We start from the raw sequence: 25,805 nt of genomic DNA on the forward strand, positions 1-25,805 counted from the left end.
CACGGCCGGTTGGAGGTTCGTACGTCCTCTCGACCGCATCGCAAATCAAGGGTTCCAGTCCGAAGGCTGGGACCCTTGATTTTTGTTTGCTTAAGTAGAAACCGGGAATCGCCGACACGGGCGGTTCCCGGTTTTCTATTGTCACGGAATTAGCAGAAGCTGCGGCCGATAGGATGCCGTTCCGTATTCCTTTGACGCGTAGTTCACCCAGCCGTTCGAGCCCGGATTTGTCGGTGACGTAACCCGCAGCGTGAGCAGCTTATCGCCGGTGATCGCTGTATTGACGGCATCTGTGACGTCGAAGCTCACCGCATCTCCGGGGTCCTGCACGACCCACCCGGCAAGCATAGCGCCGGCGGCGGGCTGGTTGTTCCAGGTGATCCCGGTCTCCGTCCAGGAGTCGCTTGCCCCTACATAAGCTTGATTGACGATCCCCGCCATCCCGACGGAGGCCGGCACGAGCGTCACCCGCGCGGCGCTGACCGGCGACGAGTACGCGGACAGGTCGAACTTCACGAACGAGTTACGGTTATAGCCGGTGCCGTCCAGCTTGACAGTAAGCGAAGGGTCCGAACCGTAGTTGATTCCGGCATATGAGCCGTCCCGTACGTAAGCGTCCGCCGCGGGACTTATCGCAGTTCCGGTACTGCCGGACCCGGTCAGGCTCAGCTTCGCCACAAACGATTTGCCTTTGGCACTTTTAACGTTCACCGACACTTTGACGGTAGGGCTAAGCTGCGTCACGGTGACGCCAGGATCGAGCGAGATGATGCCGGCCGCGCTGCGGTTGATCTCGACGTTGATGAGCCCCGTATTCGCCTGTGTCGGATCGGCGACGGCGATTTCCAGCGTGCCTGACGTTTCTTGCGTCAGCACTGACGCTTTCTTGTCGCTCGTCGCATAAGGAGCGCCGCCATCGTTAACCGTCTTCGTGATATCGTTCCAGAAGTTGATTCCGACGACACCAACCGACATATCCTTAACGGCCTGAGCGTCCGTCCCGTTTTCCAACACGACGATGTCCGGATTGGCGGCGTAGGAGGCCATTGCGCTTGCCGATTTATTCGGCAGCACCGCATAAGCATAAGATGCGTTCGCCGGGCTAGTTCCATGCGGGACGGCCAGACTAAGGAAGCTGTTCGTCCGGCTGTCCGTGGTTCCGCCGGTATTGATGTCGCTCCATTTCCCGGAGCGAGCCTCCCTTAATCCGCTCACGGTCGCTCCGCCAGGGAAATAATACCCGATATCGGAGCCCGCTGCGCTTCCTGCGAGCTGAGCCCACGATACGCCGGTCATCGTTTCCGACCAGCCGCTAGAAGTCGGCTTAGCTGTCCCATTGACGGTGAGCGCATTGCTGCCGCTCCCGCCGAGCTTCCGGTTGTCGACGATCGTCTCGATCGGGCGGCCGGATGCGCTGGTAATGCCGGCGCCGAGCGCGACGAGCTTATCGGCTAACAGGAACCACGACTTTTTGCCGGTAAGATCGGTGCCGATCGCGCCGAACTGCATGCCGACTGCGCTGTACGTCCCGTCCGTCGCGCCGCCGACCCAATTGTACGAGGAGCGCGAACCTTGCCCTAGCGCGTTCGTAAGCGACACGGGATCGACTGTCGTCCCCGGCAGCCGATACGGGTTGACGGTCGCCCAATAATCTTGCCCGTACTGGGGTAAGTCGCCATTATACAGGTAGGTCATGCCGTCGCCGGTATGCCAGCCATGCAAATTTTCCCCGTTGATGGACTCGTATCGCGCGATGCGGCTTGACGACAGGCTAAGCCCGAAGCCGAAGCCCGGCCTCAGGTGGACGGCTCGGTCCATCCCGGCAAACACGAAGCTTTTCACAAGCTCGGGAGCCGGCGATACGGAGCTGTCGCCAACGATGGCCTTCAGCTGCACGATGTCGAAAATGCCCATGTTCGCGTAATACCCGCCGGGGAACGTCGTATCCTGCTGTACCCAAGCTTTGACCATGCTCTTGAACAACGCGGCTTTGTCCGCCGGTGCCGACAAGGCGAGCCGCTCGATGGACGCTACGATGCCGCGGCCCGCCTGATGGTCCTGCGACGACTCGCGCGAAATCGCCCGCCCCCGCACCATGTCCATCATCGCACCCTTGTACTCGAGCGGCTGGAACGAGTCCGTCACCCACTTGTATACGTTGCCCAAGTTCGGATCGGTTACGGCCCACGTCGAGCCTTGCAGTACATACAACAGCCTCGCCATGTCGCCGAGCAGCACGGCGCCGTAGCTCCCGGTATACGCATAATAAGTATGCTGAATAAAAGAGCCGTCCGTATAAAATCCATCCCCGCTCGTCACGTACAGGAAAATTTGGCTGAGCGCGTCGCGGCCTTGGGCTATTTTCGCGGAAGATTTGCCGACGATGCCGCGCACGATGACGACCTGCGCTTTGTCCGCCCGATTGGCGCCCGTTTCCGTTACGCTGCTGCTGTTCGTCCGTTTGGTCGGATCGGGGACGAAATGATCGATCGCGCTGAAGTAATTCGAAAGCTGCGTCGAGCTTAGCTGGTCGTACATAAGCACGGTCGTGTCGTTCAGCGCCTGCGGGGTGCCGATTTCCCAATCCCACCAGTTGTCCGTTTCGCTTTGGCCGGCATTGTACTTGTTCGTATACATCCAATCGAGCCCGCTTACAATATCGGCCGCGAGCCCTGCGTTGCCATACAGCGACGAACCCGTCGTGCCGTAAGCGATGGCCATGCTTTTAAGCCGGTTGTACGAGCTGGTGATCGTCGCCGATTTTGTCCAGTCGTTCAAATCGCTCCAGAGCGCCGTGCGGCCGGCCGATGTATCCATCGACGTCCAGTAACCGTTCGCCGTATCCGTGATGACGCCGATTTGCGCCGCCACATCAGGGTCGCTCGTGCTGTAAGTTCCGCCCGTCAGCAGCTGCAGCCACTTGGCCCGAAGCCCGTCGTACTCGTCTGCAGCCCGCGCCGGCGCCGCCAAGCCCGCCATCAGCAGCGCCCAGCAAAGCAGCCCGGCGAGCAGCGCCGGCATTCGTCTTCCTCCCTTCCTCACTTTCAACATCATCATCATTCCTCCTTGTTACCGTTTTCTTTCCGCCTTACAACCCGATCGTAACGGAGGCAGCCGTCCGGCTCAAGGAACAATTATTGCGCTCGGCGAATGACAAAAAACGTTCCTTGCGCATTCGCGAATCGCGGCAATTTCGCCGGATTTGTCCATGCAGCAGCTACACCCCGGCTCATTTTTTGCCGCGGCCGCCGCCTCCGCAATTATTGGTCATTGAAGGCAGGCGTTCCCATCCCGTAAGATGGGCCCATGACAATCAAGGGCACCGCATTGGACAGCGCGACCACCGTGCGGCTGCGGTACATCAGGGGGGACTACGATTGAGGCAATCGACGCAATCCGCGCTCAAACGATCCGAAGCTCTCGCGGCGGACGCGGAAGCAAGCCGCGTAAGGACTGCCGGCAAGCGGCTCGGCGGTTGGCCGGAGGCGCTGAAGAGGGACCGCTACTTGTATTTGCTCATTTTGCCGGGGCTGCTGTTCTTCTTCATCTTCAAATATGTGCCGCTGTGGGGGCTGCTGCTCGCTTTCAAAAACTATTCGCCCTTCCTGGGGTTCTGGGAGAGCGACTGGGTCGGACTGAAGTATTTCCGGGAGTTTTTTACGAGCCCCGATTTCGGCCTTCTGTTCCGCAATACGATGGCGATCAGCTTCCTGAACATCGTGTTCTTTTTTCCGGTGCCGATTATTTTGGCGCTGCTGCTCAACGAGGCGCGCCTGCTTATGTTCAAGCGGTTCGTGCAGACGGTCATTTATTTGCCGCACTTTCTGTCATGGGTCGTCATTGTCGGCATCTGCTTCCTGCTGCTGAGCCAAGGCACCGGACTCGTGAACAATCTGATTGTGCAGCACGGAGGGAAGCCGGTTCCCTTTTTGACCGAGCCGGGCTATTTCTGGGCGATGCTGACGGCGCAGTCGATCTGGAAGGAAGCGGGCTGGGGAACGATCATTTTCCTCGCGGCGCTTGCGGGTATCAATCAGGAGCTGTACGAAGCCGCGAAAGTCGATGGCGCGAACCGCTGGCAACAAATGTTGAACGTTACGCTTCCCGGCATCAAGAGCACGATTATCGTCCTGCTCATTTTGCGGCTCGGGCAAGTGCTTGACGTCGGCTTCGAGCACATTTATTTGATGACGAGCAGTCCGGTTTCCAGCGTCGCGGACGTGTTCGATACTTACGTGTACAGGCTCGGCATCCAGAACGGACGGTTCGGCTACGCGACGGCGGCGGGCATTTTCAAATCCGTCGTCGGGCTCGTGCTCGTCGTAGCGGCGAACCGGCTGGCCAAAAAGTTCGGAGAGGAGGGGCTGTACTGATGAAACCCGGGTTTGGAGCAACTGCCTTCCATGTGGTCAATTACGGCTTCCTCACGGCGGTGGCGCTTATGACGTTCGTGCCGTTCCTCTATGTCGTGCTCGTCTCCTTCGCCGATCCGACGGAATATTTGACGAACCCGGTCATGATCGTTCCGGCGCATTGGAGCCTGTCGTCGTACCGGTACATTTTGTCGACAAGCATGTTCATGCACTCGATGGGAGTCAGCGCGATTCTGGCTATCGCAGGCACAATCTTCAGCCTGATCGTAACAAGCGCGCTGGCCTACGGCCTGTCCCGCAAACGGCTAAAAGGGAGGACGTTTTTTTCCGTCGCGATTCTGCTCACCATGCTGTTCAACCCCGGCATGATTCCGAATTTTTTGCTCGTCGACAGCCTGGGGCTTATGGACACGATCTGGTCGCTTATTTTGCCGGCGCTGACGAGCGCTTGGTACGTCCTGCTGATGGTCAACTTTTACAAGGAAATACCGGACGAGCTGGAGGAAGCGGCGAAAATCGACGGCTGCTCCGACATCGGCGTTTACTTCCGGATCATGCTGCCGGTATCGGTGTCGGCGCTCGCGGCGTTCGGCCTGTTTTTCGCGGTTGCTTATTGGAACACGTATTTCAACGCCATTCTTTACATCAATCGCGATTCGCTTCGGCCGATGCAGGTCGTTCTGCAAATGATGCTTATCGCCGCTTCGACGCAGGTGGCCGACCCGGCTGCCGCCGTCATGCTGGAGAGCGAGCAGAAAATTCCGCCGCAAGTGATCAAGATGGCTGCCGTCGTCGTTTCGTCGCTGCCGATCGTGGCGGTATACCCGTTCCTGCAAAAATATTTCGTCAAAGGCATGATGGTGGGCTCGGTCAAAGGATGAGCGCTGGCTGCCCGATTTTCGAAGGAGGTGAGCGCGGTTTAACCAGACGGGATTAGAGGAATTTCGGAGCAAGGAATCAAATTAGAAGAAACGGGAGGTCACACGATGAAACGAATGGGGAAAACGATCACGGCGGCGCTTGCGTCCGCTGCGCTGATCTCGATGCTGGCCGCGTGCGGAGGCAAAGCGGAAACGGGCAAACAAGGCTCGCAGGCTTCGCCCGGCGCCGCGGCGGCAAAGCCAGTCGACATTTCGATTACGACAATTACGTTCAATGCTTCGCCTAGCAGCGATCTGGCAGGCTTTCAAGAGGTCGACAAAAAATTGAACGTCAAGCTGAACGTAAATTACATACCGGCGAACAATATTACCGATAAGCTGAACGCGCTGCTTGCTTCCAAAGATTTGACCGACGTCATGTTCGTCGAAGATTTGAGCTATACGCCGGCGTACGCGACGGCGCTCGATCAAGGCGCGTTCTGGGATTTGACGCCATATATCAAGAACTACCCAAACCTGGCGAAATATCCGGAGAACATCTGGGAGAACGTGAAATATAAAGGCAAAATCATGTCGCTGCCGCGCGTCCGTCCGCTCGACGGCCAAAACTCGATGATTATTCGCCAGGATTGGCTGGAGAAGCTCGGCCTCAAGGCGCCGACAACGCTCGACGAGCTGTCCAAGGTGATGGAGGCGTTCACGAAAAACGATCCCGACGGAAACGGCAAAAACGATACGTACGGCGCGGTATTTATGGGCGCTCCGAACCCGGCGTTGCCGTACTATATGTTCGGCACCGGCAACAACTGGACGAAGGACGCCGGCGGCAAGCTGATCCCGGACTGGTGGACGCCGCAATACAAGGACGCCATCGCCTATTTCGCCAAGGAGTACAAGGCAGGAACGATCATGCCGGACTTCCCGGTGCTGAAGAGCACGCAGGTGCCGGAGATGCTCGCGCAGGGCAAAGCCGGAATCGCCTTCGTCAACGTCATCGACGCTTATAACCGGACCGTCGATTTGCAGAAGTCGAATCCGCAAGCGAAGTTTACGGCGTACGAAGTGCCGAAGGCGGCCGACGGCAAGACGCATTACAACCAGTCATCCGGCTTCTATGGGCAAATGTTCATCAGCAAAAAGGTAAGCGAAGAGAAGCTGAAGAAGATTTTGGAGGTGTACGATTACACCGCTTCGCAGGAAGGGTACAACCTCATTTCTTACGGCATCAAGGACAAGGATTACAAAGTGCAGCCGGACGGCAGCATCGTCCAGACCGACGAGGGCAAGAAGCAGGGCTATCCGGATACGAATCAGTGGCTTTCCGGCTACTACAACAAATACCAGCGCGCGGAAATCGTAGGCATTCCGGCCGACGTGAAAGAGTACAACCACAAGCTGATCGACGCGATCACGCCGAATTCGATTCCGGATCCGACTTACGGCTTGCCGCAAACCGAGGCGTACAAGGAGAAGGGAGCCGATTGGAACAAGAAGCGGTACGACATGATTACGAACATCGTCATCGGCAAAAACACGCTCGACGATTGGGACAAATTCGTGAAGACGTACCAGCAGGATGCCAGCTTCCAGAAGCACGTGCAGGATACGAACGACAATTACAAGCAGAAAACAAGCAAGTGAGTGGCAGGGGGGCGCATGCCCCCCTTTTTTTGCATTCGTGCGAAATGGAGCAACAAATGGGCATTGAGGTTTTGGAAACAATCGGTTACGATGCGGAGGAAGCTACTCCATACGGGGACGGAAGGACTGCATCCATGAATAGGAGATTCGCGCTGTTTCGCAAGGAGCGCTGGTTCCCTCATCGCAAATCGGTGCTGCGCGGCATGATTGTTTTCTCTTTGTTCGCCTCGATCATTCCGATCGTGGCGGTCGGCTTCGGCAGCTACGAATTTTCATCGGCCGCCATCCGCAAAGAAGTGAACCAGGCGAACGGGCGCCTGCTCGATAATGCAGCTTCGTCTGTCGATACGATGATGCAGCGCATCGAAAACAACGTGATCCAGATGCTGCTCGGCTCATTTTTCGGCTCCAATTTACAGGAGCTGAAGCGCAGCAATTACGCCGGGTTTTACTCGAGCATATATCAAAATTTGTCCGCTCTTCAGAACAGCAACAAAGAAATTCGCGATGTGACGCTATACGTCCCGGAGGACGGATATCTCATTTCCCCGTCGACCGGCGGCAGGCGGCTGAGCGACGAAGCGACCCGCAGCCAGCTCGCCGAACAGATGGCTGCGGAGCAACCGGTCAGGTGGACGTACGCCCCGTTTCCGTTCCTGAGCGAAAACGATCCTTACGGAGTCACGCTCGTAAGCAAAGTGCCCCTTTATGCGAAAGAGCCGATCGGACTGCTCGTTCTCCATCTTGACTCCGGGCTTCTCCAGCAAATGATCGCCCGGTACACGAGCTACGACGGGGAAAATATGCTTATCCTGAATGCCGACGGTCATATCGTCGCTTATTTGGGGGATGCCGTCGCCTCCGGCGGCCTTTACTCGTCTCTGAAAGGCGCAAGCGGCCCGGAAACGAGGTTTACCTACACCTGGAACCGGACTCCTTATCTCGCCACCTCCGTTACTTCGCCCTATAGCGGTTGGATCTATGCGGACTTGATACCGGTTCGGGCTTTGAACGCCAAGTCGAGAGGCATTGCGCTCATTACGGCGGGCATGGTCGCGGGCTTCCTGCTGCTCGGATTATGCCTGGCCCTCTGGGGGAGCAGACGGGCGTATCGTCCGATCGCCAGGCTGCTTGCCCAAGTCAAGGGCAATGATGCCATAAGCGCCGATCTGGACGAGATCGGCTTTGTCCAGATGCGGTGGACGGAGCTGAGCGAAACGACGTCGCTGCTGCAAAACCGGTTGAACGAACAGCTCCCGTTCATCATCGAAATGTTCGCTCTGCAGCTGATGCAGGGACATTTCGCCCATTATTCGGACAGTCAGCTGCGAGGAGTGCTGGAGCAGAGCGGCATTCCGTCCGGGCGGGAGGGGGCCGTCTTCCTGCTCGCTTACGACCGGGCGGAGGGTGGAGAAGGGCGGTTTACGGCGAACGACCAAGGCTTGATCGTCTTTACGCTCAAAAATATCGCCCAGCACATGATGGAAGAGTACGGGATGAGCGGCATCGCCGTTCATTTGCTGAGCGAGCAGGCGGCGGTGTGGATTTGGGACGATGCGGAGCCGGAAACGGATGGCGGCGACTGGCAGGCGCGTTTTAAAGCGTTTGCGGAGGCTGTCAGGAAAGCTGCGGCAGGCTATTTGAAGCTGCCCGTGACGGCGGGACTGAGCGACTGCGGCGTTCCTTCGGAACTGCCGAAATTGTACCGGCAGGCGGCGATCGCCGTGCGATCCCGCATCCTGTACGGTTCGGGGGTGTCGATTGCGTATACGGGCAGCCTGCTCGAGGAAGCGGACGATTACCGCTATCCGATCGAGATCGAAGCCCGGTTTGACGATGCGCTGCGGCTCGGAGATGCGGAGGAGACGGATAAGGTGCTGCAGGAGTTCGCCGCCTACATGCGCAAAGCCGGCGATAAACCGGAGCTTATCCGGATGTCCTATTGCCAGCTGCTCACGTCGGCGCTTCGTACGGCGTATTTGATCGGCGCCCGGCAAGCGGAGCGGCTGGACGAGGAACGGACCGGGCTTTACGCGGATATCGGCCGCTACCGCACGATCGCCGATTTGGACGCGTTCATTCGCGGCAAGATCGTCGCTCCGATCGTCGAATTCGTGCAAGGCAAGCGCAATCAAGAAAACGAGCGGCTGATCGGCAAAGTCGTCCAATTTATCGATACGAACTATCATCTCGATTTGTCGCTTGACCAATGCGCCGAGCTGTGCGGCCTAAGCCCGTATTACTTAAGCAAGCTATTCAAGAAAATGACCGGCGCATCGTTCATCGAATATTTGACGGCATGCCGCGTGGAGCGGGCGAAGGCGCTGCTGCGCGAATCGGAGCTGCCCGTCGGCGGCATAGCGGAGCGGGTCGGTTACCAGCCCAAAAATTTTATCCGCGTGTTCAAAAAGGTGACCGGCATGACGCCCGGACAGTTTCGCGAATGGAGCGGCGAAGCAAGATGAAGCGGGCAGTCTCGCAACCGGGAAACTCTATTTGGGAGGGAATGAAGTATGAGCATGAGCGACGCGAGAAATAGACTGTGGTATTCGCGGCCGGCGAAAGTATGGACACAGGCGCTGCCGATCGGCAACGGCCGTTTGGGCGGCATGGTGTTCGGCAGCATCCAGGAAGAACGGATTCAGCTGAACGAAGATTCCGTCTGGTACGGAGGGCCGAAAAACCGCGACAATCCCGCTGCGGCGGCACATATCGGCGAAATACGCCGGCTGCTGTTCGAAGGAAAGCCGCAGGAGGCGGAACGGCTTGCCCGGCTCGCGATGACATCGGTGCCGGAGCATTTTGCCCCGTATCAGACGCTGGGCGATTTGCAGCTGATTTTCGAAGGATTGGACGGCGAAATCGGGGATTACGCATCCGAGCTCGATCTGGAGACCGGAGTCGCCTCTGTCGCGTTCCGCTGCGGCGGGACGGAATATCGGCGGGAAGCGTTCGCCAGCGTTCCCGCTCAGGTGCTCGTCGTCAGGCTGACGGCAGCGGCGCCGGGCAGTTTGACGTTTGCCGCCGCCCTCAGCCGGAGGCCGTTCGACGGAACGCTGGAGCGGCTCGGAGACGATACGCTGGCCATGAGCGGGCAGTGCGGGCCGGACGGCGTCGTATACTGCGCCGCGTTGAAGGCGGTCGTGGAAGGGGGAAAGGCGGAGACGATCGGCAGCTATATTTCCGTGGAACGGGCCGATGCCGTCACCTTGATCATCGCCGCGCAGACGAGTTTCCGCCATGCGGACCCGCGCCGCATATGTCTGGAGGAGGCGGGCGCCGCCGCATGCAAGCCATATGACGATTTGCTGCGGGCTCATGCGGAGGAGCATCGGGCCATGTTCGGGCGGGTCGCATTGGAGCTGCATGACCCGCACGCAGAGGTGCGGTGCCCGCGGCCGACCGATGAACGGCTGCAGCGCGTGCGGGAGGGAGAGACGGATACCGGGCTGGAGGCGCTATTTTTCCAATACGGCCGGTATTTGCTCATGGCGAGCTCCCGGCCCGGCAGCCTTCCGGCGAACTTGCAGGGCATCTGGAACGACAGCCACACTCCCCCGTGGGAAGCGGACTACCACCTCAACATTAATTTGCAAATGAACTATTGGCCGGCGGAAGCGTGCAATTTGGCCGAATGCCACGAGCCTGTGTTCGATTTGCTGGAACGTCTTCGCACGAACGGGCGCCGAACGGCGAAAACGGTATACGGCGCCCGCGGTTTCGTCGCGCATCACGCGACTGATTTGTGGGCGGATACCGCCGTACAGGGATCGTATATTCCGGCAGTCTTTTGGCCGATGGGAGGCGCTTGGCTGGCGCTGCACGCCTGGGAGCATTTTCGGTATGGGGGAGATACGGCGTTTTTGGCTGAGCGGGCTTACCCGGTCATGAAGGAAGCGGCCGAGTTTTTCCTCGATTTCTTGACGGAGGATGAGCAGGGGCGGCTCGTGACGGCGCCTTCCCTGTCGCCGGAAAACAGCTACCGGCTGCCGAACGGCAACATCGGGCGGCTGTGCGTCGGGCCGTCGATGGATTCGCAAATTTTGCATGCGCTGTTCGCAGGCTGTCTGGAAGCGAGCCGGCTGCTGGGGGCGGACGAAGATTTCCGCGCGGAGCTGGAGCAGGCGATGCGGCGGCTCCCCAAACCGGAAATCGGCCGCCACGGCCAGCTGATGGAATGGTCGGTCGATTACGACGAGCCGGAGCCGGGACATCGGCATATATCGCATCTGTTCGCGCTCCATCCGGGCGAGCAAATTACGCCGGACGGCACGCCGGAGCTGGCCGAGGCAGCAAGGGCGACGCTGGAGCGGCGGCTGCGGCATGGAGGCGGCCATACCGGCTGGAGCCGGGCCTGGATCATGAACTTCTGGGCGCGGCTCGGTGAAGGCGGTCAGGCATACGATAACTTGCTCTCGCTGCTGCGCCGTTCCGTGCATCCGAACTTGTTCGGCGATCACCCGCCGTTCCAGATCGACGCCAACTTCGGCGGGACGGCCGCCATTGCCGAGATGCTGCTGCAATCGCACGGCGGGGAAATCCGCCTGCTGCCGGCGCTGCCGAGCGCGTGGCCGGACGGACGCGTAACGGGCTTGCGGGCAAGAGGCGGCTACGAAGTTGACATTGTATGGCAGGACGGGCGGCTTGTCGAAGCGCGCCTCCGGGCAAGTTGCGACGGCATTTGCGCCATTCGCTGCGCCGAGCCGCTCGCAGTATCGCCGGAACGGGAATCGTTCGCAGCCATTTTCTCAGCCGTGCCGCGCGACGGCGGGCAAGAGCCGCCGGCAGCAACCGGCGGCAAGCCGGAGCCGCTTCGCTTCGCGGCAAAAGCGGGCGGCAGCTATGTGGTGCGGCCCTCCGGCCGAGCGTGACGGTTGAATCCGCCGAAGCCTCGGCATGTGCTTGGGGCTTGGCACTGCTATTTTCTTAACAATCGCTGATCGATTCCTAAGGTTTGTGGAATGTTTCGGACTGCCATGTTTTTTATAATGATTGGCAAACAACGACGCAAACCGGAAGGATGGGATTGGAAACGATGATCATGGACATCAGCCGGTTCGATGTGCGGGACGACGACTGCACGCTGGCGGCAATCCGGGCGCTCGAGGCGTACAGGGAATTATTAAGATGAAGAGTAAGAATTAATAGGTCCTCAGCTTTACTTCGCAAATAATCAGGCTACACAACTATGATCTTAAAAGGAGAAAAACATGCCGCCGGCCACATCTGGAACCGGGATTTGATCTGCGCTGTTCGAGACGGTCGCCATAGGCCGGCACACGTTTCCCTGATCGCCACCGGTCCCTCCAGCGGCTTTTTTTTTTTAGGCCTTTTCCCTTTCGTGATTGATCGGCACCTTACGCCTCCTTGGCAGCCCAATCGCTACAAGCGCACCTGCCATTGATAAAGCGCTGGAGATGCTGATTGCAGGTGCGAATCCGGCGTTAAAGGACTGGGCAGAGCTATAATTGCCATTTGCGGTGAACACAGTAGCGATGATCGCAATGCCAAATACGCCGCCGAGCTGCCGCAGCATATTGAATGCGCCGGATGCTTTTCCGACCTCGCTTGGCGCAACCGAACCGACAACGGCACTCATGGAAGTAGGTTGTACCATGGATACGCCGAATCCGGCGACGATAAGCGGTGCAATGAATTTAACGTAGGCGGTGCCAGGATCCGCGATAAGCCCGATCCACATCATTCCCAGCGATTGCAATAAGAGTCCGAATACGATAAGCGGACGCTCCCCGATCCGGTTGACCAAATTGCCCGCTACCGGCGCGACGAAAAATAATGTCGCGGTCCAGGGCAGCATTCTCAGCCCCGCATCCAGCGGTCCATATCCCAGAGCGATCTGCAGATACTGTGCTAGAAAGAACAAAGCGCTCACCAGCGAGGTATTGAGCAAAAAGTTAGCGGCATTGCCTATCAAAAACGCACGGGAGCGAAACAAGCGCATTGGCAGCATCGGTTCCCGTGTGCCTAGTTCCCAGTTCACAAACAAAATAGTCAATAAGATGCCAACGGCCAAAGTCGATAACACTTCCAGGCTGTTCCAGCCGGCGCTGTTGCTGCGAATAAGCCCCCACACTAGCCCGAGCGCCCCGCCTGTCGCTAACAAGAGACCGCGAATGTCTAGGGCGGTGTTTGTTCCGAAGCTCTCTCCAATCCGGCTCCAAACCGGCAATATAATGAGCAGCCCAATCGGGACGTTGAGCCAGAAGATCCATTGCCATGCAAGCCCTTCGGCGACTGCTCCTCCCACAACAGGACCCGCCAGCACAGCCAATCCCGTAACACCGCTGAAAACGCCAAGCACTTTCGCCCTCCGCTCAGGAGGGAATGCCGCGCTCAGGAGGGCTACGGATAGCGGCATAATCAGTGCCGCACCTATACCTTGAACGGCTCGAAATGCGATTAGCCACCCCAGGCTCTCAGACAGTGCACACGCTGCCGATGCAACCGTGAACACGCCTATACCGGCTGCAAACAAGCGACGGCGGCCGAACCGGTCACCGAGAGCCGCAGCTGTCAATAAGAACACCGCGAAGCACAAACTATAGGCGTTCACCGTCCATTCCAGTCCTTCAATTGAAGCCCCGAGATCCAACCGGATCCTGCTCAGAGAGGTTGAGACGACCAACGTGTCCAGCGCGACCATGAACGATGCAATCGAGGCCAGAAACAAAACCCATCTGTTGTTAGTTTTGACATTGGATTCCGCCAAAAATACTCACTTCTCTCCATGTAAAAATTTACTAAGGCAAGTCAGTTTTGATGAAATTATGTTCCTCGCTCGAACACTCCTTCAATAACGAGAATTCTTTCTTCATTGAGGTTCGCAAACACATTGCGAAACATCTCATTAAATGCTGGGCCGAAAAGGAGATGGGGACCAAGCGTAGAAGAAGATTTTCCTTGTGACGCGTTGACGCCGGCTCGGAACCAGTCCAGCGCTTCTGCACTGCAATCCCGCCAACTCACCTCTTTAAAGCCCGTATTAGCCAGCAATTCGCGAAGATTTTCGGGAATAATAAGAAAGCTCAGGGCTGGATCGGTTGCCCAAGGAACGGGAAAATGAAGGGGCTGCACCGGGCCGGCCACAATATCGAAGAACGCAAAATGCCCCCCCGGTTTTAGGACGCGGAAAATTTCTTGGTAGAGTCGAGCTTTATCGGCTATATTTAGCGAAGCATGCTGAGTCCAGACAGCGTCGAAGGCGTCATGTGAAAAAGGCAAATCGAGGGCATTGCCGTGTTGAAAAAAGATGAGATCGCTTAACCCTGTTCGTTTCGTGAGCATCTCTCCAACCCGGCAGTATTCCGCGGTAAGGTCGAGAACGGTGACGTGACATCCCTGCGACGATGCGAGTAATCGGGCAGTCCCTCCCATTCCGCCGCCCACATCCAAAACGTTCATATCCGCTCTGAGGGGAGCGCGTCGAAGGAGGTCAAGCGTCGCTGCTTTCCCGCGAATATGAAGCTGATCTATAGCTTCAAGGTCGTCAAGCTGAAGATGATCGGGGTCTTTGCCTAATGCTTGTAAAGCGGCAATGATGGTTGTACCCAGGTCCGCCTTTCCATAATGCATATTTACCTCTTGGTCATAACGCATAGCTGCTTAACACTCCTTTCGGTGGTGGAGATCCGGCTTTCAGACTTAAAAAAGTTTACTCATGAACTAGGACGAACGCTGTCCTGGCATGGGAAAAAGACCGATTTGCCGCAGAAAACCCAGATCATCGCGGATAGCCCAATGTTCCGCGATCTTACCGTTCTCCAAGCGCAAGATATGGATGTGTTGCACGGCGACATACTTGCCGGACGGTTCGATTCCCGGGAGAGGACCCGGCCCCAGATGCGTTCCGCTCCTTGTCCCGCGATACCACACCTTATCTCCCTCCGCCCCCATATCTTCAATTTCCATACGGTGATCGGGAAACGCCACAAACAATGCACCAATTGCCCGTTTGAAATTTTCAAATCCATAACGCAACTCGGCAACGGGTACGGCATGATTGACTACATCCGGCATAACCAAACGATCCAGCACCGACAGATCCTGCTTGTTGAGCACTTCATCCACCCAACGTCTCACAATCGCTTTGTTTTCCAAAATCGACATAACGAAGCACCGTCCTTTTCGAACATATAGTATGATTTTCTAACTAATTTTTTATGTTATAATAGTATGAAAATCGAACTAAATTGTCAAGTGCTTGGAGGAAAATACGATGACCATGAATCAACAGCCTCAAAATCCCTTGATTGGCCAACACATAAACACCATCCTGCAGGCCATCCTCAACCGGATTCTCTCCGTTCTCCATCAAGCCGGGTTTGAAGACATCCGCCCTGCCCACCTTTCCATCTTTAGAAACCTCGTCCCCCACGGTCTCCACGTCAGTGAGCTGGCCAACCGTGCCGGCATCACGAAAGCCTCGGTAACCTATTTGATAGATTATTTGCAGGAGCGGGGATATGTAGAACGAGTGCCTGATGCCAATGATGGACGTGCAGCGCTAGTCCAGTTCAGCGAGCGTGGTTGGTCAGCCTACCATGTAGCTTGGACAGCAGTCCAGCATCTCCAAGAAGAATGGGCCCAACTTGTAGGCCAGAACGAAATGGATCATTTTATCGCCACTCTTACCTATTTAGCAAACCACGTTTCCGAGACGGAGCAAGAAGAGCCAAGCGTTGAACAGGGGCCTCGCTTACGCGGGAGACGCCATACTGGCCTATAAATAAGCGGGGCCGGTTCACCCGAAAACATGGGAAAATATGTATTATCCTGACCCCAATATATGAAGCAGCGGCAGTCTTGGACAAGAAATAAAGTCCTGGACTACCGCTCTTTATTTATTTATTAAGGTTTAAATACTCTCGTTTAACTCGCCTGAATTTCAGGTAACTCACAAGGCGCCAAACGTAAATGTTGACTACAATAACGGTAATATACATGACGATCATGAGTTCAACGTCGGGAATGTGCGTATTTGGAATAAAGACCGGGTTTTGATTGAAGAACCATGTAAAACCGACATACTTTCTTAAAAAAGGGATTCCCAGAAGGAAAAGATACAAAACCGGATTTCGCTTAAATTTGAGTGCACCCTTTTCGGTCAAAACGAATTTTGTCGATAAAATCAAAGGAACAGCCAATATTGCACCAATAGCTACAGGTAATACGATTTCCATTATCGATGCTTTTCGAATAATAAAGACATAGATGATCCATGGAACTGCACCAAAGAAATGTGCGTCCCCAAGCAAAAGGAGCAATCCTTTGCCGTTCACTTTCATTGGCCGGGTAGTTTCCCACACTTCGATCAGTACGGTCAAAATGATGCTCGCCGTAATAAAATTGGAAACGATATTCAAGTTCTGCGGATTAATCATTTTCCATATCACCTCATTGTTTTGAGCTTGCAAGTTATACTATAGCAAGTCACTTCGTTCGTTGGCGTCTAGCTATGAGGCGATTTTTACACCCAGTTATCTATATCTGCGGGTAGATGGACAGAATGACTCTCGTCTTGATAAAATCATGAAAACTTCACGCAGATTTTCAAAGGAAGTGACTATGCTTGTCTTTTGTGGATGAAATCATGAATGGACGTTTCAATCGCGTTATCGCAACAATTGCCGTTCTGCTCATTTTCTTTCGAGAATACGAGATCCATGAACTACCGGCAGCCATCGGATTGTTAGCCGCCCTTTTATATACCGTCTTGCTCTGGACTCGGGAGAAGTGGTGGAACGCAGTCAAATATATCTGCATTTCGACATTCATGATTGCCGCGGCAGGTATCCTTCACTACTTTTATGGAGTCACAGAATCAAGTCTCCTATGGCCTTTGGTATACATTTTGGCTACAGTACACGGGGAACACGGTCGTTTGGCGTCCATTCTCGCTACAGTCACGATAGCTGCTATTCTCTTCCTGTCATACCCTTATTCTTCTCCGATAGAACTGTTTTTTGCCTTCGCAGGGTTATTCGTTGGAGTACGCAGCCGGAGAATCCGTCAAGACGCTTACCGTATTAGCCAGCTCCATTTAGAGGAACTGAACGAAGCACATAAGAAATTGCAAGAAACATACGCCGAACTTCAAGAAGCAACCGTCCATTCTATGAGGTATGCGGCACTCGAGGAGCGAACGAGACTCGCACGTGAAATTCACGACGGACTCGGCCACGAACTGACTTCTCTCATAGTTCAGTTGCAAGCGCTCGAAATCATGCTTCCGCAAAACCCGGAGAAAGCATCGCAAAACGTTTCGCAATTGCTGGATATATCCCGGCAGGCAATGGCTGAGGTACGCATGGCGGTGAGGGAGTGGTCGGATGATGATACGGGTCTCGGACTTATTGCATTAAAGGGACTAGTATCGAAAATACGAGGACGCTCATCGGTAGCATGTGAATTCGTTCTGGATTCAGAGGTCTCGGAATGGCCCGTTGAAACCGGGATCGTTCTATATCGGGTATTGCAGGAATCATTAACCAATGTTTTGCGTCACTCGAATGCGACATCGGTTCTCATTCGTCTCAAAGAAGCAGATGAGCGAATTGTTATGACGGTCTCTGATAATGGCCAATATACAGATCATACGCCGTTGATACCAGGTTTTGGACTAAAGGGAATTCTAGAACGCTGTCGTTTGCATGGTGGCACTTGCTCGTTTTCTTCGGAAAAACCGCATGGTCTCCGTATTGAAGTAGCGCTCCCAATCGTACCAATTGAGAGTGGCGGGATCGATGATACAGGAAAAATCGACTAATGTACGGAGGGGTACATCTGTGGATACTAATGATAGAATTCGAATTGTGATTGCGGACGATCAACCGGTCGTCCGCCAAGGATTGCGATACATTATCGAATCCCAGCCCGACATGGAAGTGGTCGGCGAAGCGGGGGATGGTGAATCCGTCGTAAAGATCGCGATAAGTTCCATGCCCGATGTAGTCCTGATGGATATACAGATGCCAAATCGCACGGGCATCGAGGCTACTCGCAATATTTTGAAAACTGTGCCAAATGTCAAAATCGTGTTATTGACCACTTTCGATGTTCAGGAATACGTTTTTGACGGAATCCGTGCTGGGGCGGCGGGATATTTGTTAAAGGACACAGATACCAAGGAACTCCTCAACGGCATTCGTTGGATTCGCCAAGGTCAGGCCCTCTATCGAACCGCAACGGCCAGCAAGGTGCTTGCACAAATGATGGAACGAGAAATAGTCGCCGAAGAACAATATGAGAATCGTTTGGAACTTCGCGAGCCCTTAACGGAACGAGAAATTGAAGTGCTGCAACAAATGGCTTATGGGAGAAGAAATTCGGAAATTGCGGATATTCTTCAAGTCTCGCAAGGCACGGTCAAGACCCATGTCCACCACATCTATCAAAAGCTGGGCGTTGAAGACCGCACCCAAGCAGTCGTGTTTGCGTTAAGACAGGGAATCGTCAAGTAAAGTATTACGGGTCTATCTCCGGATAGAGCTCTCTCGTCAGAAATTCATCCCCAGGGCAGACGCAAGCGCCACGGATCCCCTGTATACTCTGTCATAGAACAGAAGGAAACGCCTTGTATGTCAGAAGGGGGATGTTGAAGAAATGAACACGAATGGGGTCATCATTACGCTGATCATCATAGGTGCGGTGATCATTGCCATCATACGCCAAGTTATGCCTCAACGAATACGGCTGCTGCCGTTTGTGATTCTTCCGGCGATTGCGGGTTACGAATCGTATCGTTCCTTGCCGAGACCGACCATTCCAATCGGACAGATCGTCGAATGTCTGCTTATCGTCGTTGCGGCGGTGATGGCCGGAGCTATTCAAGCCGCGTTTACTCGTGTATATTACAAAAGCAATCAACTTTACATGTGTGGGGGATTCGTTTCACTCATTGCTTGGGTCGTACTGATGTTCTTCCGTTTCATCATCGGCTTGTTTTTCCAAGGATTCGGCATGTTCACTTCCTATCAAAGTTTTGAGTGGATTTTATGGGCAGGAGTCGCCGCAACCTTCGGTACCCGCAGCATTATTCTGTACATGAAGCATCCGGAAATAGGAGGGGCTTTGGCCGAAGAACGGGCCAGTAGACGTAGGCGAAGACAGCGCTGAACATGAAGCGTAGACGCCGCTTAACGGACACATTACGCACCCGGCGCAGGTCAATTTGAACCGGGCCGGCCGCCATTTTTTCTATATTTTATCCAACCTGCTTCGCTTTACGCCGCAAAAAGACCCGAAGGCACGTCCCCTCCGGGCTTCTTTTTTTTGACAACGTTCCGCGATGATCCGAGTCGGCGGCGGAATGGCCGCTTGCCGTTTGGGATCGAGTCGAGCGGAGGATCGCGCAATTTGACGGCTAGTGGTAATATGATAGAGTTGTCATTTTAACCCGGAAAGAATGGAGAAGAAACGATATGTTCGTAAAAGGGCGGCTCCGCGCCTGGCTTGGGCAAGCCCGCGCACGGCGTTTTTGGCTCGGAGACGTCGGCGCCGTCACGCTGCTGAACGGTTGCGTGGCGGTGCTCGCTTTCGGCAAAGACTTGCTGACGGCTTCGTATTTCGGCACTTCGTTTCAAGCCGACGCGCTGACGCTGGCCTACTTCGTGCCCGATACGATCGGTAACAGCGTGCTTGCCGCAGCGGTTGGCGTCGCTTGCGTGCCCGTCTTCGCCCGTTACGCATCCGCTCAAGACTGGCCTGCGCTCAGGCGCAGCACGATCGTCTCGCTCGCCGTTTTCAGCATGCTGGCCGTCGCCCTTACCGCAGTCTTATACATGGAGAGCGGTAACGTTGCGGCCATGCTTGCGGGAAGCGGGAATAGCGAGCTGGGCCGCCGCGTGCTGGAGCTGCTGCGTGTGCTGCTGCCGCTAATTGTGCCGTATCCGGCCATCATGATCGGTTCCGCCCTGCTGCAAGCCATTCGCCGCTTTACATTGCCGGCAGCGGTGCCGCTCATCCCGCATACAACCGTTATTGCCGCGCTGGGATTGTGCTTGGCGGTGTCCGCTGCAAAAGATACGGCGGCTTCGGTCGTCGCTTCTGCCATGCTGGCGGGCAGCGTGGTCATGGCGGCGTTTACTTGGGCGGGAGCTCTGCGCAGCGGCGTGATGCGCCGCTGCACCCGCACGGCGGAGACGGAAGCGCCAGCTTTGTCGGCAGGGCTGAGGGAAATCGGCAAAGTGTTCGTTCCCTTTATGTTAATTTTATGCACCATGCAATCGGTCTACGTCGTCGAACGGATGCTGGCGTCCCGATTCGAAGAAGGTACGGTGGCCGGATTGAACTATGCGTTCCGGCTCGCTCAGTTTCCGATTTTGGTATTCGTAGCCGCCATATCGGCTGTCGTATTGCCGTCGCTATCGCAGGATCTCGCCATTGGCCGGGCGGATCGGCTGCAAAGAAAACTGGGCCGCGCCTTTACCGACATTTTGATCGTCGCGGTGCCGACGACGCTGCTGTTTTTCTTGCTGCGCGAGCCGATCGTCGCCGCTTTGTTCCAGCGCGGCGCTTTTACCGCCGATTCGGTCAAGATCACTTCGGATTTGCTCGCCGGCTACGCCCTCACTATTGCACCGCTGGCGCTGTCCGCCGTCGGCCTGCGTTATTTCCTGGCGGCGGGGCGCGTCGGCTTGCCGCTTGCCGTGTCCGTGCTGTCGGCTGCGATAAATATCGCGGCGGACTATGCGTTCGCAGCGAGGCTCGGAGCTGCCGGACTCGGATACGGAGCGGCTCTCGGTTCGGCGGCGAACGCCGCCATGTTGCTGGCGCTGCTGGCGCGGGAGCTGAATTATAACAGACGGACTGCTGTCCGGGCTTTAGCTGCAGTCGCGGCGGCCAACTTCCTCCCGCTCGTAATGCTAATCGTGATTTCGATGGCAACCAGCCGCTTGGAATGGCTGCGCCAAGCCGGAGGTTTGTTGCATGACTTCGCCCGTATCGGGTTTGTCGGAGCCGCTATAATTTTTGTCGGTGGCGTTTATGCCGTCTGCCTCGTGAAATTCAAACTGCTTGGCCGCAAATCGGACTAGCCGTCAACCATTCGGAAAAAGGTGAAATCTCGGAACTCAGGTTTTGCCTTTTTCTTTTGCCGCCGGAAGGTAAAATGGGAACAAGAACAGAACAGACAAAGACGGGGTGCCGGAGGAGAGATAACGATGCTGGGGGTTTGGAGGGAAAGATGGAGGCAGTCGCTGCGCGCTTATGATACGGCGATTTGGATTCGCGTGCTGGGAACGGCGCTGACAAGCATTACGAATTTTATGATGAGACCTTATTTGGTGCTTTATTTGCACGACAGGATGGAAGGCTCGGTGCTCTTGCCGATGCTCATCGTCGGTCTGCCGCCGCTGTGCGGCATGCTCGTCAACCTGTACGGCGGCACGCTAAGCGACCGCTACGGCCGCAAGCCGATCATGCTCATATCGCTCTGGATACAGGCGGTCTGCATGCTGGGCTACATGCTGTCGTCCGAAATTTGACAATTCGCGCTCGCCGCATCGTGCATGGGGCTGGGCAACGCGATGTTCATGCCTGCGGCGAATGCGCAGGTGGCCGACGTCGTACCGCCCGAGCGTCGGGCGAAAGTGTTTGCGCTGCTCCATACGGCGCTCAATATCGGCGCTGCCGCCGGCCCCTTGCTCGGACTTGTCATGTTCGCATGGAAGCCGTCGGTCGTGTTCCTGATTTGCTCCCTGTCGACGGTTCTGTATAGCGTACTGGTTTGGTGGAAGGTGCCGGAGACAAGGCCTGCGCGGACAGCGGACGAACCGGCTCATGCCGGAGCGGGCAAGCCGGCCGCGGCAGAGCGCGGCGGAAGCGGCGCGGCGTTGGAAAACGAAGCCGGCGCACAGACGCAGCGCACTCGGGCGGCGGCTGCGGCAAAAAGCTCGCGGCTGCAAAAATTGGGCTGGTCCGAGCATAAAACGCTGTATTTGATCACGTTCTGCTCGCTGATGATGAATTTTTTGTACGCTCAAGTGGAAACGACGCTGCCGCTCCATTTGCAAAACCGCTTTGCCGATTACCAGTCGGTGTTCGCGACGATGCTGACGTTCAACGGATTTGTCGTCATCGTGCTGCAAATGTGGATCGCCGGGAAGAGCGAGTCGCTGCCTTCTTACGCCGTCATGGGCGCTGCGTTCGGCATGTACGCGCTCGTCGCCCTCGGCTACGGCTTCGCGCCTTGGCTGTGGCTGCTGCTGGCAACCGAGCTGCTGTTTACGATCGGCGAAATGCTGTACGGACCGCACGTCCAGAAGGTAGTGTCGGCGATTGCTCCGGCAGACAAGCGCGGCTGGTATTTTTCCGTATTCGGCATGAACTGGCAGCTGTCGCGGGCGGTCGGGCCGGTGCTGGGCGGCGCGGTGTTCGGGGCGCTCGGCGGGGAAAACATGTTTTTGATCTTGAGCATCGTCATAGCCGCAGCCGGCGTGCTCATCTTCTCGGTCGTACGGAAAGCGACAACTGCCCAGACGGAGATGTCATCCGTCCATGCTCTCGGGAGCAAGGAATCGGTTACGGCAGAAGGGTAATCGGCGGGGGATACGTATCCCCACGGCATCCGCCGAACTTTGTGCGTGCTGCACCCGCAAGGCGATGCTTACAGCGCGCCGAGAAGCTAGGATGCATAGCTGTTCGACAGCATCCGGCGCCGCAAAAAAGTGTTGTATAATCGGCGTCGGTATGCTAAGGTTATGGGTAAAAAAAGCGGATTTTGTCGAATCGCAAACAAGGGGGCTTCTCACTGAGAAGTCCCTTCCTACTTTCCGAACGTTCGCCAAATTCGTTCCGTAACCGAGGTGATGCCGGTGCTCATGCTGCTTAAAGAGGTGCTGCTGCAAATATTTTTTACGATGTTCCCGGTCATCGCGTTTTATGTCGGATACCGGGACGGGAAAGAGACGAACCGGACGTATGCGTCTATTTTTGCGGCCTGCTTGTTATCGATCGCATGCTGCATCTATTTCGGGGTGCGTTACAGGGAATTTTTCGTGCTCGATATGCGCCTTATCCCGTTACTCATCGGCCTGCTGTACGGAGGCTGGCGCGGCGGCTTGCTGCTGTCGGCCGCATACTTCGCTTTGCGTTATGCGCTGCTAGGCGGCGACAGTTATATCGCTTTTTTTGCTGCCTAACCTCGCCCTGATACCGTTCGCCCTCCTCTATGCCCGTAAATATCGTCAAGCCAATCTGCACAGCAAAATGTTGACGATGTCCCTGTTTCTATTCGTCTTCATTATCGTATCGACCGTTCGTATCGCGCTTCAGGTTATGGCGCAGCCCAATGCTCCGTTGAACGAGGCGGTGCCGGTCTTCGCTCTGTTCTTCGTATTCAGTCTAGTTGCCGGGAGCGCTGTCGTTTTTATGATCGAAAGCATCATCGACAAGCATATGCTGCTGTTTTCGCTGCGGCAATTATCGGATTCCATGCCTTCGTCGATCGTTACCGTGAATCGGGACGGGATTATTACGTCGGTAAACCGGGCGTTTTTGCACGAATACCCGCTTGTTGCGGATATCCCGGTCGTCGGCCGGCATTTTCGCGTCGTCACAGACTTGTACGGGGTCGATTATCGACAGACCATGCTTTTCCGGGCGCTGGCGGGGGAGGAGACGCGCAACGCCGTGGTCGACTATCCCGAGCATTGCCTGCTCATCAATGCGTATCCGCTGCGGAGTCCGGCAACGGGCGATATCGAGGGCGCCATTTCCATTAGCCGCGACATTACCGAAGTGCGGGAGCTGCGGGAAAAAATCGACGGTCTCGACCGGCTCAGCCTCGTCGGCCAAATGGCCGCCAGCGTAGCGCACGAAATCCGCAATCCGATGACGTCGATACGCGGCTTCGTTCAGCTCATGAGCGAAAGAGACCGCGATTCGGACCATTCCCATCACGGCTATTATCCGATTATTTTGGAAGAACTCGACCGCGTCAACGGGATTATCGAAGACTTCTTGTCGTTATCGCGCAACCGCGTCGTGCATAAGGAGCCGCTCAACCTGAACGCGCTCGTCGAAGAATCGCTGCCGCTGCTATGGGCGGAGGCGAACATGAACGGCATAGAAATTAAGCTCGGGCTGCCGGAGCAGCTGCCGGAGCTTTCGCTCGACCGCAAGGAAATGAAGCAGCTGCTGCTGAATTTGACGCACAACGCGTTCGAGGCGATGGACCGCGGCGGGACGCTGACGCTGCGGACGGAGGCGGATGAAACAGCGGTATATTTGCGCGTGTCCGACACCGGCTGCGGCATGCCGCGCGAAATGATGGACCGGCTGTTCCAGCCCTTCTTCACAACGAAGCAGAAAGGCACGGGACTCGGGCTCGCCGTTTGCAAAAACATCGTCGACCGGCATAACGGCCGGCTCGACGTCCGTTCCGAGCCGGGGCAGGGGACGACTTTTACGGTCGTATTGCCGTTAAAATGAATCGCGCGAAGGGGCTCTCCCATAAGTCATCGCAGATGACTGAGGGCAGCCCCTTTTTGCCATGTTAGAACTGGGCATTCTGACCGGCGTGAATTGCTTTCGCTTACGCACGTTCATGCTTCGTTGAAGGGGGATTGCGCCCGTCCCGATGGACCTCTTTTATACTTTCGTAAGGATCGAAAGGTGCCGCTTACGATATAATGGTATCGACAAATAAGGTGACGGTGCCATATGAGTTGGACGTTTCTGATTGCCGGTGACGAAAACGAATACTACAGGTTGCCCGAGAAAGGCGGAACGGAAATGCCGGGTCAGAGAGCGTAGCGTTGCGCCTTTGAACTCGTATTCCTACCTTAATTCCGTCTTCATTGGAACACGAGTGTGGGCGATGCCGGAGACCCGCATTTCCCATCCGCAGTGCAGCCATACTTTCTTGGGCAACCTGCCTATGCGCACGCTACTTGCAGCGGTTGCAGATGCTTCCATATGCGCCGGCCATTCTGATGACAAAACATACTTGACCGCGGCGTTCGCCGAAATTCTCGCCCCCGTGAGGTCATAACGGAACGGCATTCCGCTATTTTCGAAAATGAGGAGGATTCCGGCAAAATAACGGATTTCCGTTCCGCTATGTGGCCCAATTACCGGATCAGTTACGTGTTTGCACTTTGTTAGGAGGTAAATAACGGATTGCTGTTCCGCTAATTTTGGGAAATAACGGGAAATGGCGGGGATAGCGGAACTGCGTTCCGTTATTGTCTCGCATCCAAATTTTCGGAGGCGAAGCATAGCGGAAAAACCCGCCTTCGCACGTTACCCGGGTAATTTTTGCAAACCGTTTTTAGCGTTATTGCGTTATTTTACATGTGAATCTTGATGAGCGGGGGAGCGAAGATGAAGGTCAAGTACGAGCCGAAAGCTTGGTTCAAAGAGCCGTTTGGCAAACGGCTGCGCAAGCTGCATGCGTGGAACGCCTGGACGGTAGCGCTTCTGGCGGCGAGCGGCATCGCTTTGTACGTACCGGCTCTGCGGCAAGTGCTGGGGGAAGCCCGGGTATGGCTGAAACAGCTTCATATCGGGCTAGGCATATTGTCGGTTGCCCTGCTCCTGGCTTACGTGCCGATGGTGCGCAAGCATTGGGCGCAAATTCGCGGCAAATGGTATCAGCGCGACAATTTGCTGCTCGTACTGACGCTGCTGATCGGGTGGAGCGTGTCCGGGCTCGTGCTGTGGCAGTTTCGCCGTTTTCCTCCGGAGTGGAGCGGGGCGGCGCTGTTCTGGCACGACCTGTTTACATGGGTCGGCGCGCCGTATGCGCTGTACCACTCGATCGCGCGCAGCCGCTGGGTGAAGCGCGCCTCGCGCGCAGCGGCCGGCCCGGCGGTCGTGCGCTCCGGCGCGGCGCAGCCTGCTGCGCAAGCCGCGCCTGCAGCGGCGGACGCCGCCGCGCATCCGCTGC

At 56.0% G+C, this 25,805-nt stretch carries 18 protein-coding genes and 2 pseudogenes; 15 read left to right on the forward strand and 5 right to left on the reverse strand.

The features are described from left to right. Positions 1-141: 141 nt before the first annotated feature. Positions 142-3,060: a polysaccharide lyase family 8 super-sandwich domain-containing protein gene (locus tag SD70_RS28505; protein ID WP_231571635.1), complete on the reverse strand. Its 2,919-nt coding sequence runs from the start codon at positions 3,058-3,060 to the stop codon at positions 142-144. Positions 3,061-3,377: 317 nt separating this feature from the next. Between SD70_RS28505 and SD70_RS28510 the strand changes: the two genes are divergently transcribed. The 5 genes from SD70_RS28510 to SD70_RS28530 all read left to right on the forward strand — a co-directional run bounded on the left by SD70_RS28510 (position 3,378) and on the right by SD70_RS28530 (position 11,766). Beyond that, entirely contained in the window at positions 3,378-4,373 is a 996-nt protein-coding gene (locus SD70_RS28510) for an ABC transporter permease (RefSeq protein ID WP_052488002.1), read from the forward strand. Further along, the gene (locus SD70_RS28515) at positions 4,373-5,254 is read left to right on the forward strand and encodes a carbohydrate ABC transporter permease (RefSeq protein WP_041051910.1); all 882 of its coding nucleotides are present in this window, start codon (positions 4,373-4,375) and stop codon (positions 5,252-5,254) included. Before SD70_RS28510 ends, SD70_RS28515 begins: the two co-directional genes overlap by 1 nt. 105 nt (positions 5,255-5,359) lie before the next feature. Next, the gene (locus SD70_RS28520; protein WP_041051912.1) at positions 5,360-6,895 is read left to right on the forward strand and encodes an extracellular solute-binding protein; all 1,536 of its coding nucleotides are present in this window, start codon (positions 5,360-5,362) and stop codon (positions 6,893-6,895) included. Positions 6,896-7,029: 134 nt separating this feature from the next. Next, the gene (locus SD70_RS28525) at positions 7,030-9,360 is read left to right on the forward strand and encodes an AraC family transcriptional regulator (protein WP_197081212.1); all 2,331 of its coding nucleotides are present in this window, start codon (positions 7,030-7,032) and stop codon (positions 9,358-9,360) included. Between the two features lie 48 nt (positions 9,361-9,408). Continuing rightward, complete coding sequence (locus SD70_RS28530; RefSeq protein WP_394298032.1) at positions 9,409-11,766, forward strand: glycoside hydrolase family 95 protein; 2,358 nt, start codon at positions 9,409-9,411, stop codon at positions 11,764-11,766. A gap of 452 nt (positions 11,767-12,218) precedes the next feature. On the opposite strand, the gene SD70_RS28535 is transcribed toward SD70_RS28530, so the two are convergent. From SD70_RS28535 to SD70_RS28545, 3 genes are all read right to left on the reverse strand, one after another. Next, the gene (locus SD70_RS28535) at positions 12,219-13,625 is read right to left on the reverse strand and encodes an MFS transporter (protein ID WP_041051916.1); all 1,407 of its coding nucleotides are present in this window, start codon (positions 13,623-13,625) and stop codon (positions 12,219-12,221) included. 56 nt (positions 13,626-13,681) lie between these two features. Then, positions 13,682-14,512, reverse strand: a complete 831-nt coding sequence (locus SD70_RS28540) for a class I SAM-dependent methyltransferase (RefSeq protein WP_041051917.1) — start codon at positions 14,510-14,512, stop codon at positions 13,682-13,684. A gap of 66 nt (positions 14,513-14,578) precedes the next feature. Beyond that, the gene (locus SD70_RS28545) at positions 14,579-15,022 is read right to left on the reverse strand and encodes an ester cyclase (protein WP_041051919.1); all 444 of its coding nucleotides are present in this window, start codon (positions 15,020-15,022) and stop codon (positions 14,579-14,581) included. Between the two features lie 109 nt (positions 15,023-15,131). Between SD70_RS28545 and SD70_RS34170 the strand changes: the two genes are divergently transcribed. Beyond that, entirely contained in the window at positions 15,132-15,641 is a 510-nt protein-coding gene (locus SD70_RS34170) for a MarR family winged helix-turn-helix transcriptional regulator (protein ID WP_052488003.1), read from the forward strand. Between the two features lie 115 nt (positions 15,642-15,756). On the opposite strand, the gene SD70_RS28555 is transcribed toward SD70_RS34170, so the two are convergent. Then, on the reverse strand, positions 15,757-16,296 hold the full coding sequence (locus SD70_RS28555; RefSeq protein ID WP_041051920.1) for a CcdC protein domain-containing protein: 540 nt from the start codon (positions 16,294-16,296) through the stop codon (positions 15,757-15,759). Between the two features lie 197 nt (positions 16,297-16,493). Here SD70_RS28555 and SD70_RS28560 point away from each other — a divergent pair, with 197 nt between their 5' ends. From SD70_RS28560 to SD70_RS28600, 9 genes and pseudogenes are all read left to right on the forward strand, one after another. Next, positions 16,494-17,681: a sensor histidine kinase gene (locus SD70_RS28560; protein WP_231571637.1), complete on the forward strand. Its 1,188-nt coding sequence runs from the start codon at positions 16,494-16,496 to the stop codon at positions 17,679-17,681. Next, positions 17,659-18,375 (forward strand): response regulator transcription factor, encoded by a 717-nt coding sequence (locus tag SD70_RS28565; protein WP_052488005.1) that lies wholly within the window; start codon positions 17,659-17,661, stop codon positions 18,373-18,375. The genes SD70_RS28560 and SD70_RS28565 overlap by 23 nt, the downstream gene beginning before the upstream one ends. 142 nt (positions 18,376-18,517) lie before the next feature. Then, positions 18,518-19,030 carry a hypothetical protein gene (locus SD70_RS28570; protein WP_041051925.1) on the forward strand — a complete coding sequence of 171 codons (513 nt, stop codon included), beginning with the start codon at positions 18,518-18,520 and terminating at the stop codon, positions 19,028-19,030. Between the two features lie 305 nt (positions 19,031-19,335). Beyond that, on the forward strand, positions 19,336-20,949 hold the full coding sequence (locus SD70_RS28575) for a lipid II flippase MurJ (RefSeq protein WP_041051927.1): 1,614 nt from the start codon (positions 19,336-19,338) through the stop codon (positions 20,947-20,949). Between the two features lie 21 nt (positions 20,950-20,970). Then, on the forward strand, positions 20,971-21,399 hold the full coding sequence (locus SD70_RS34175; protein WP_197081213.1) for an MFS transporter: 429 nt from the start codon (positions 20,971-20,973) through the stop codon (positions 21,397-21,399). 15 nt (positions 21,400-21,414) lie between these two features. Further along, a pseudogene (locus SD70_RS28580) lies at positions 21,415-22,452 on the forward strand (MFS transporter); the annotation flags it as partial. A 282-nt stretch (positions 22,453-22,734) separates the two neighbouring features. Then, entirely contained in the window at positions 22,735-23,055 is a 321-nt protein-coding gene (locus SD70_RS28585) for a LytS/YhcK type 5TM receptor domain-containing protein (protein WP_041051929.1), read from the forward strand. Positions 23,056-23,131: 76 nt separating this feature from the next. After that, complete coding sequence (locus SD70_RS28590; RefSeq protein WP_197081214.1) at positions 23,132-24,346, forward strand: ATP-binding protein; 1,215 nt, start codon at positions 23,132-23,134, stop codon at positions 24,344-24,346. An 894-nt stretch (positions 24,347-25,240) separates the two neighbouring features. Continuing rightward, positions 25,241-25,805, forward strand: a pseudogene (locus tag SD70_RS28600) (molybdopterin-dependent oxidoreductase); the annotation flags it as partial.

It is taken from the genome of Gordoniibacillus kamchatkensis, assembly GCF_000829455.1.
Classification (GTDB): Bacteria; Bacillota; Bacilli; order Paenibacillales; family NBRC-103111; genus Gordoniibacillus; species Gordoniibacillus kamchatkensis.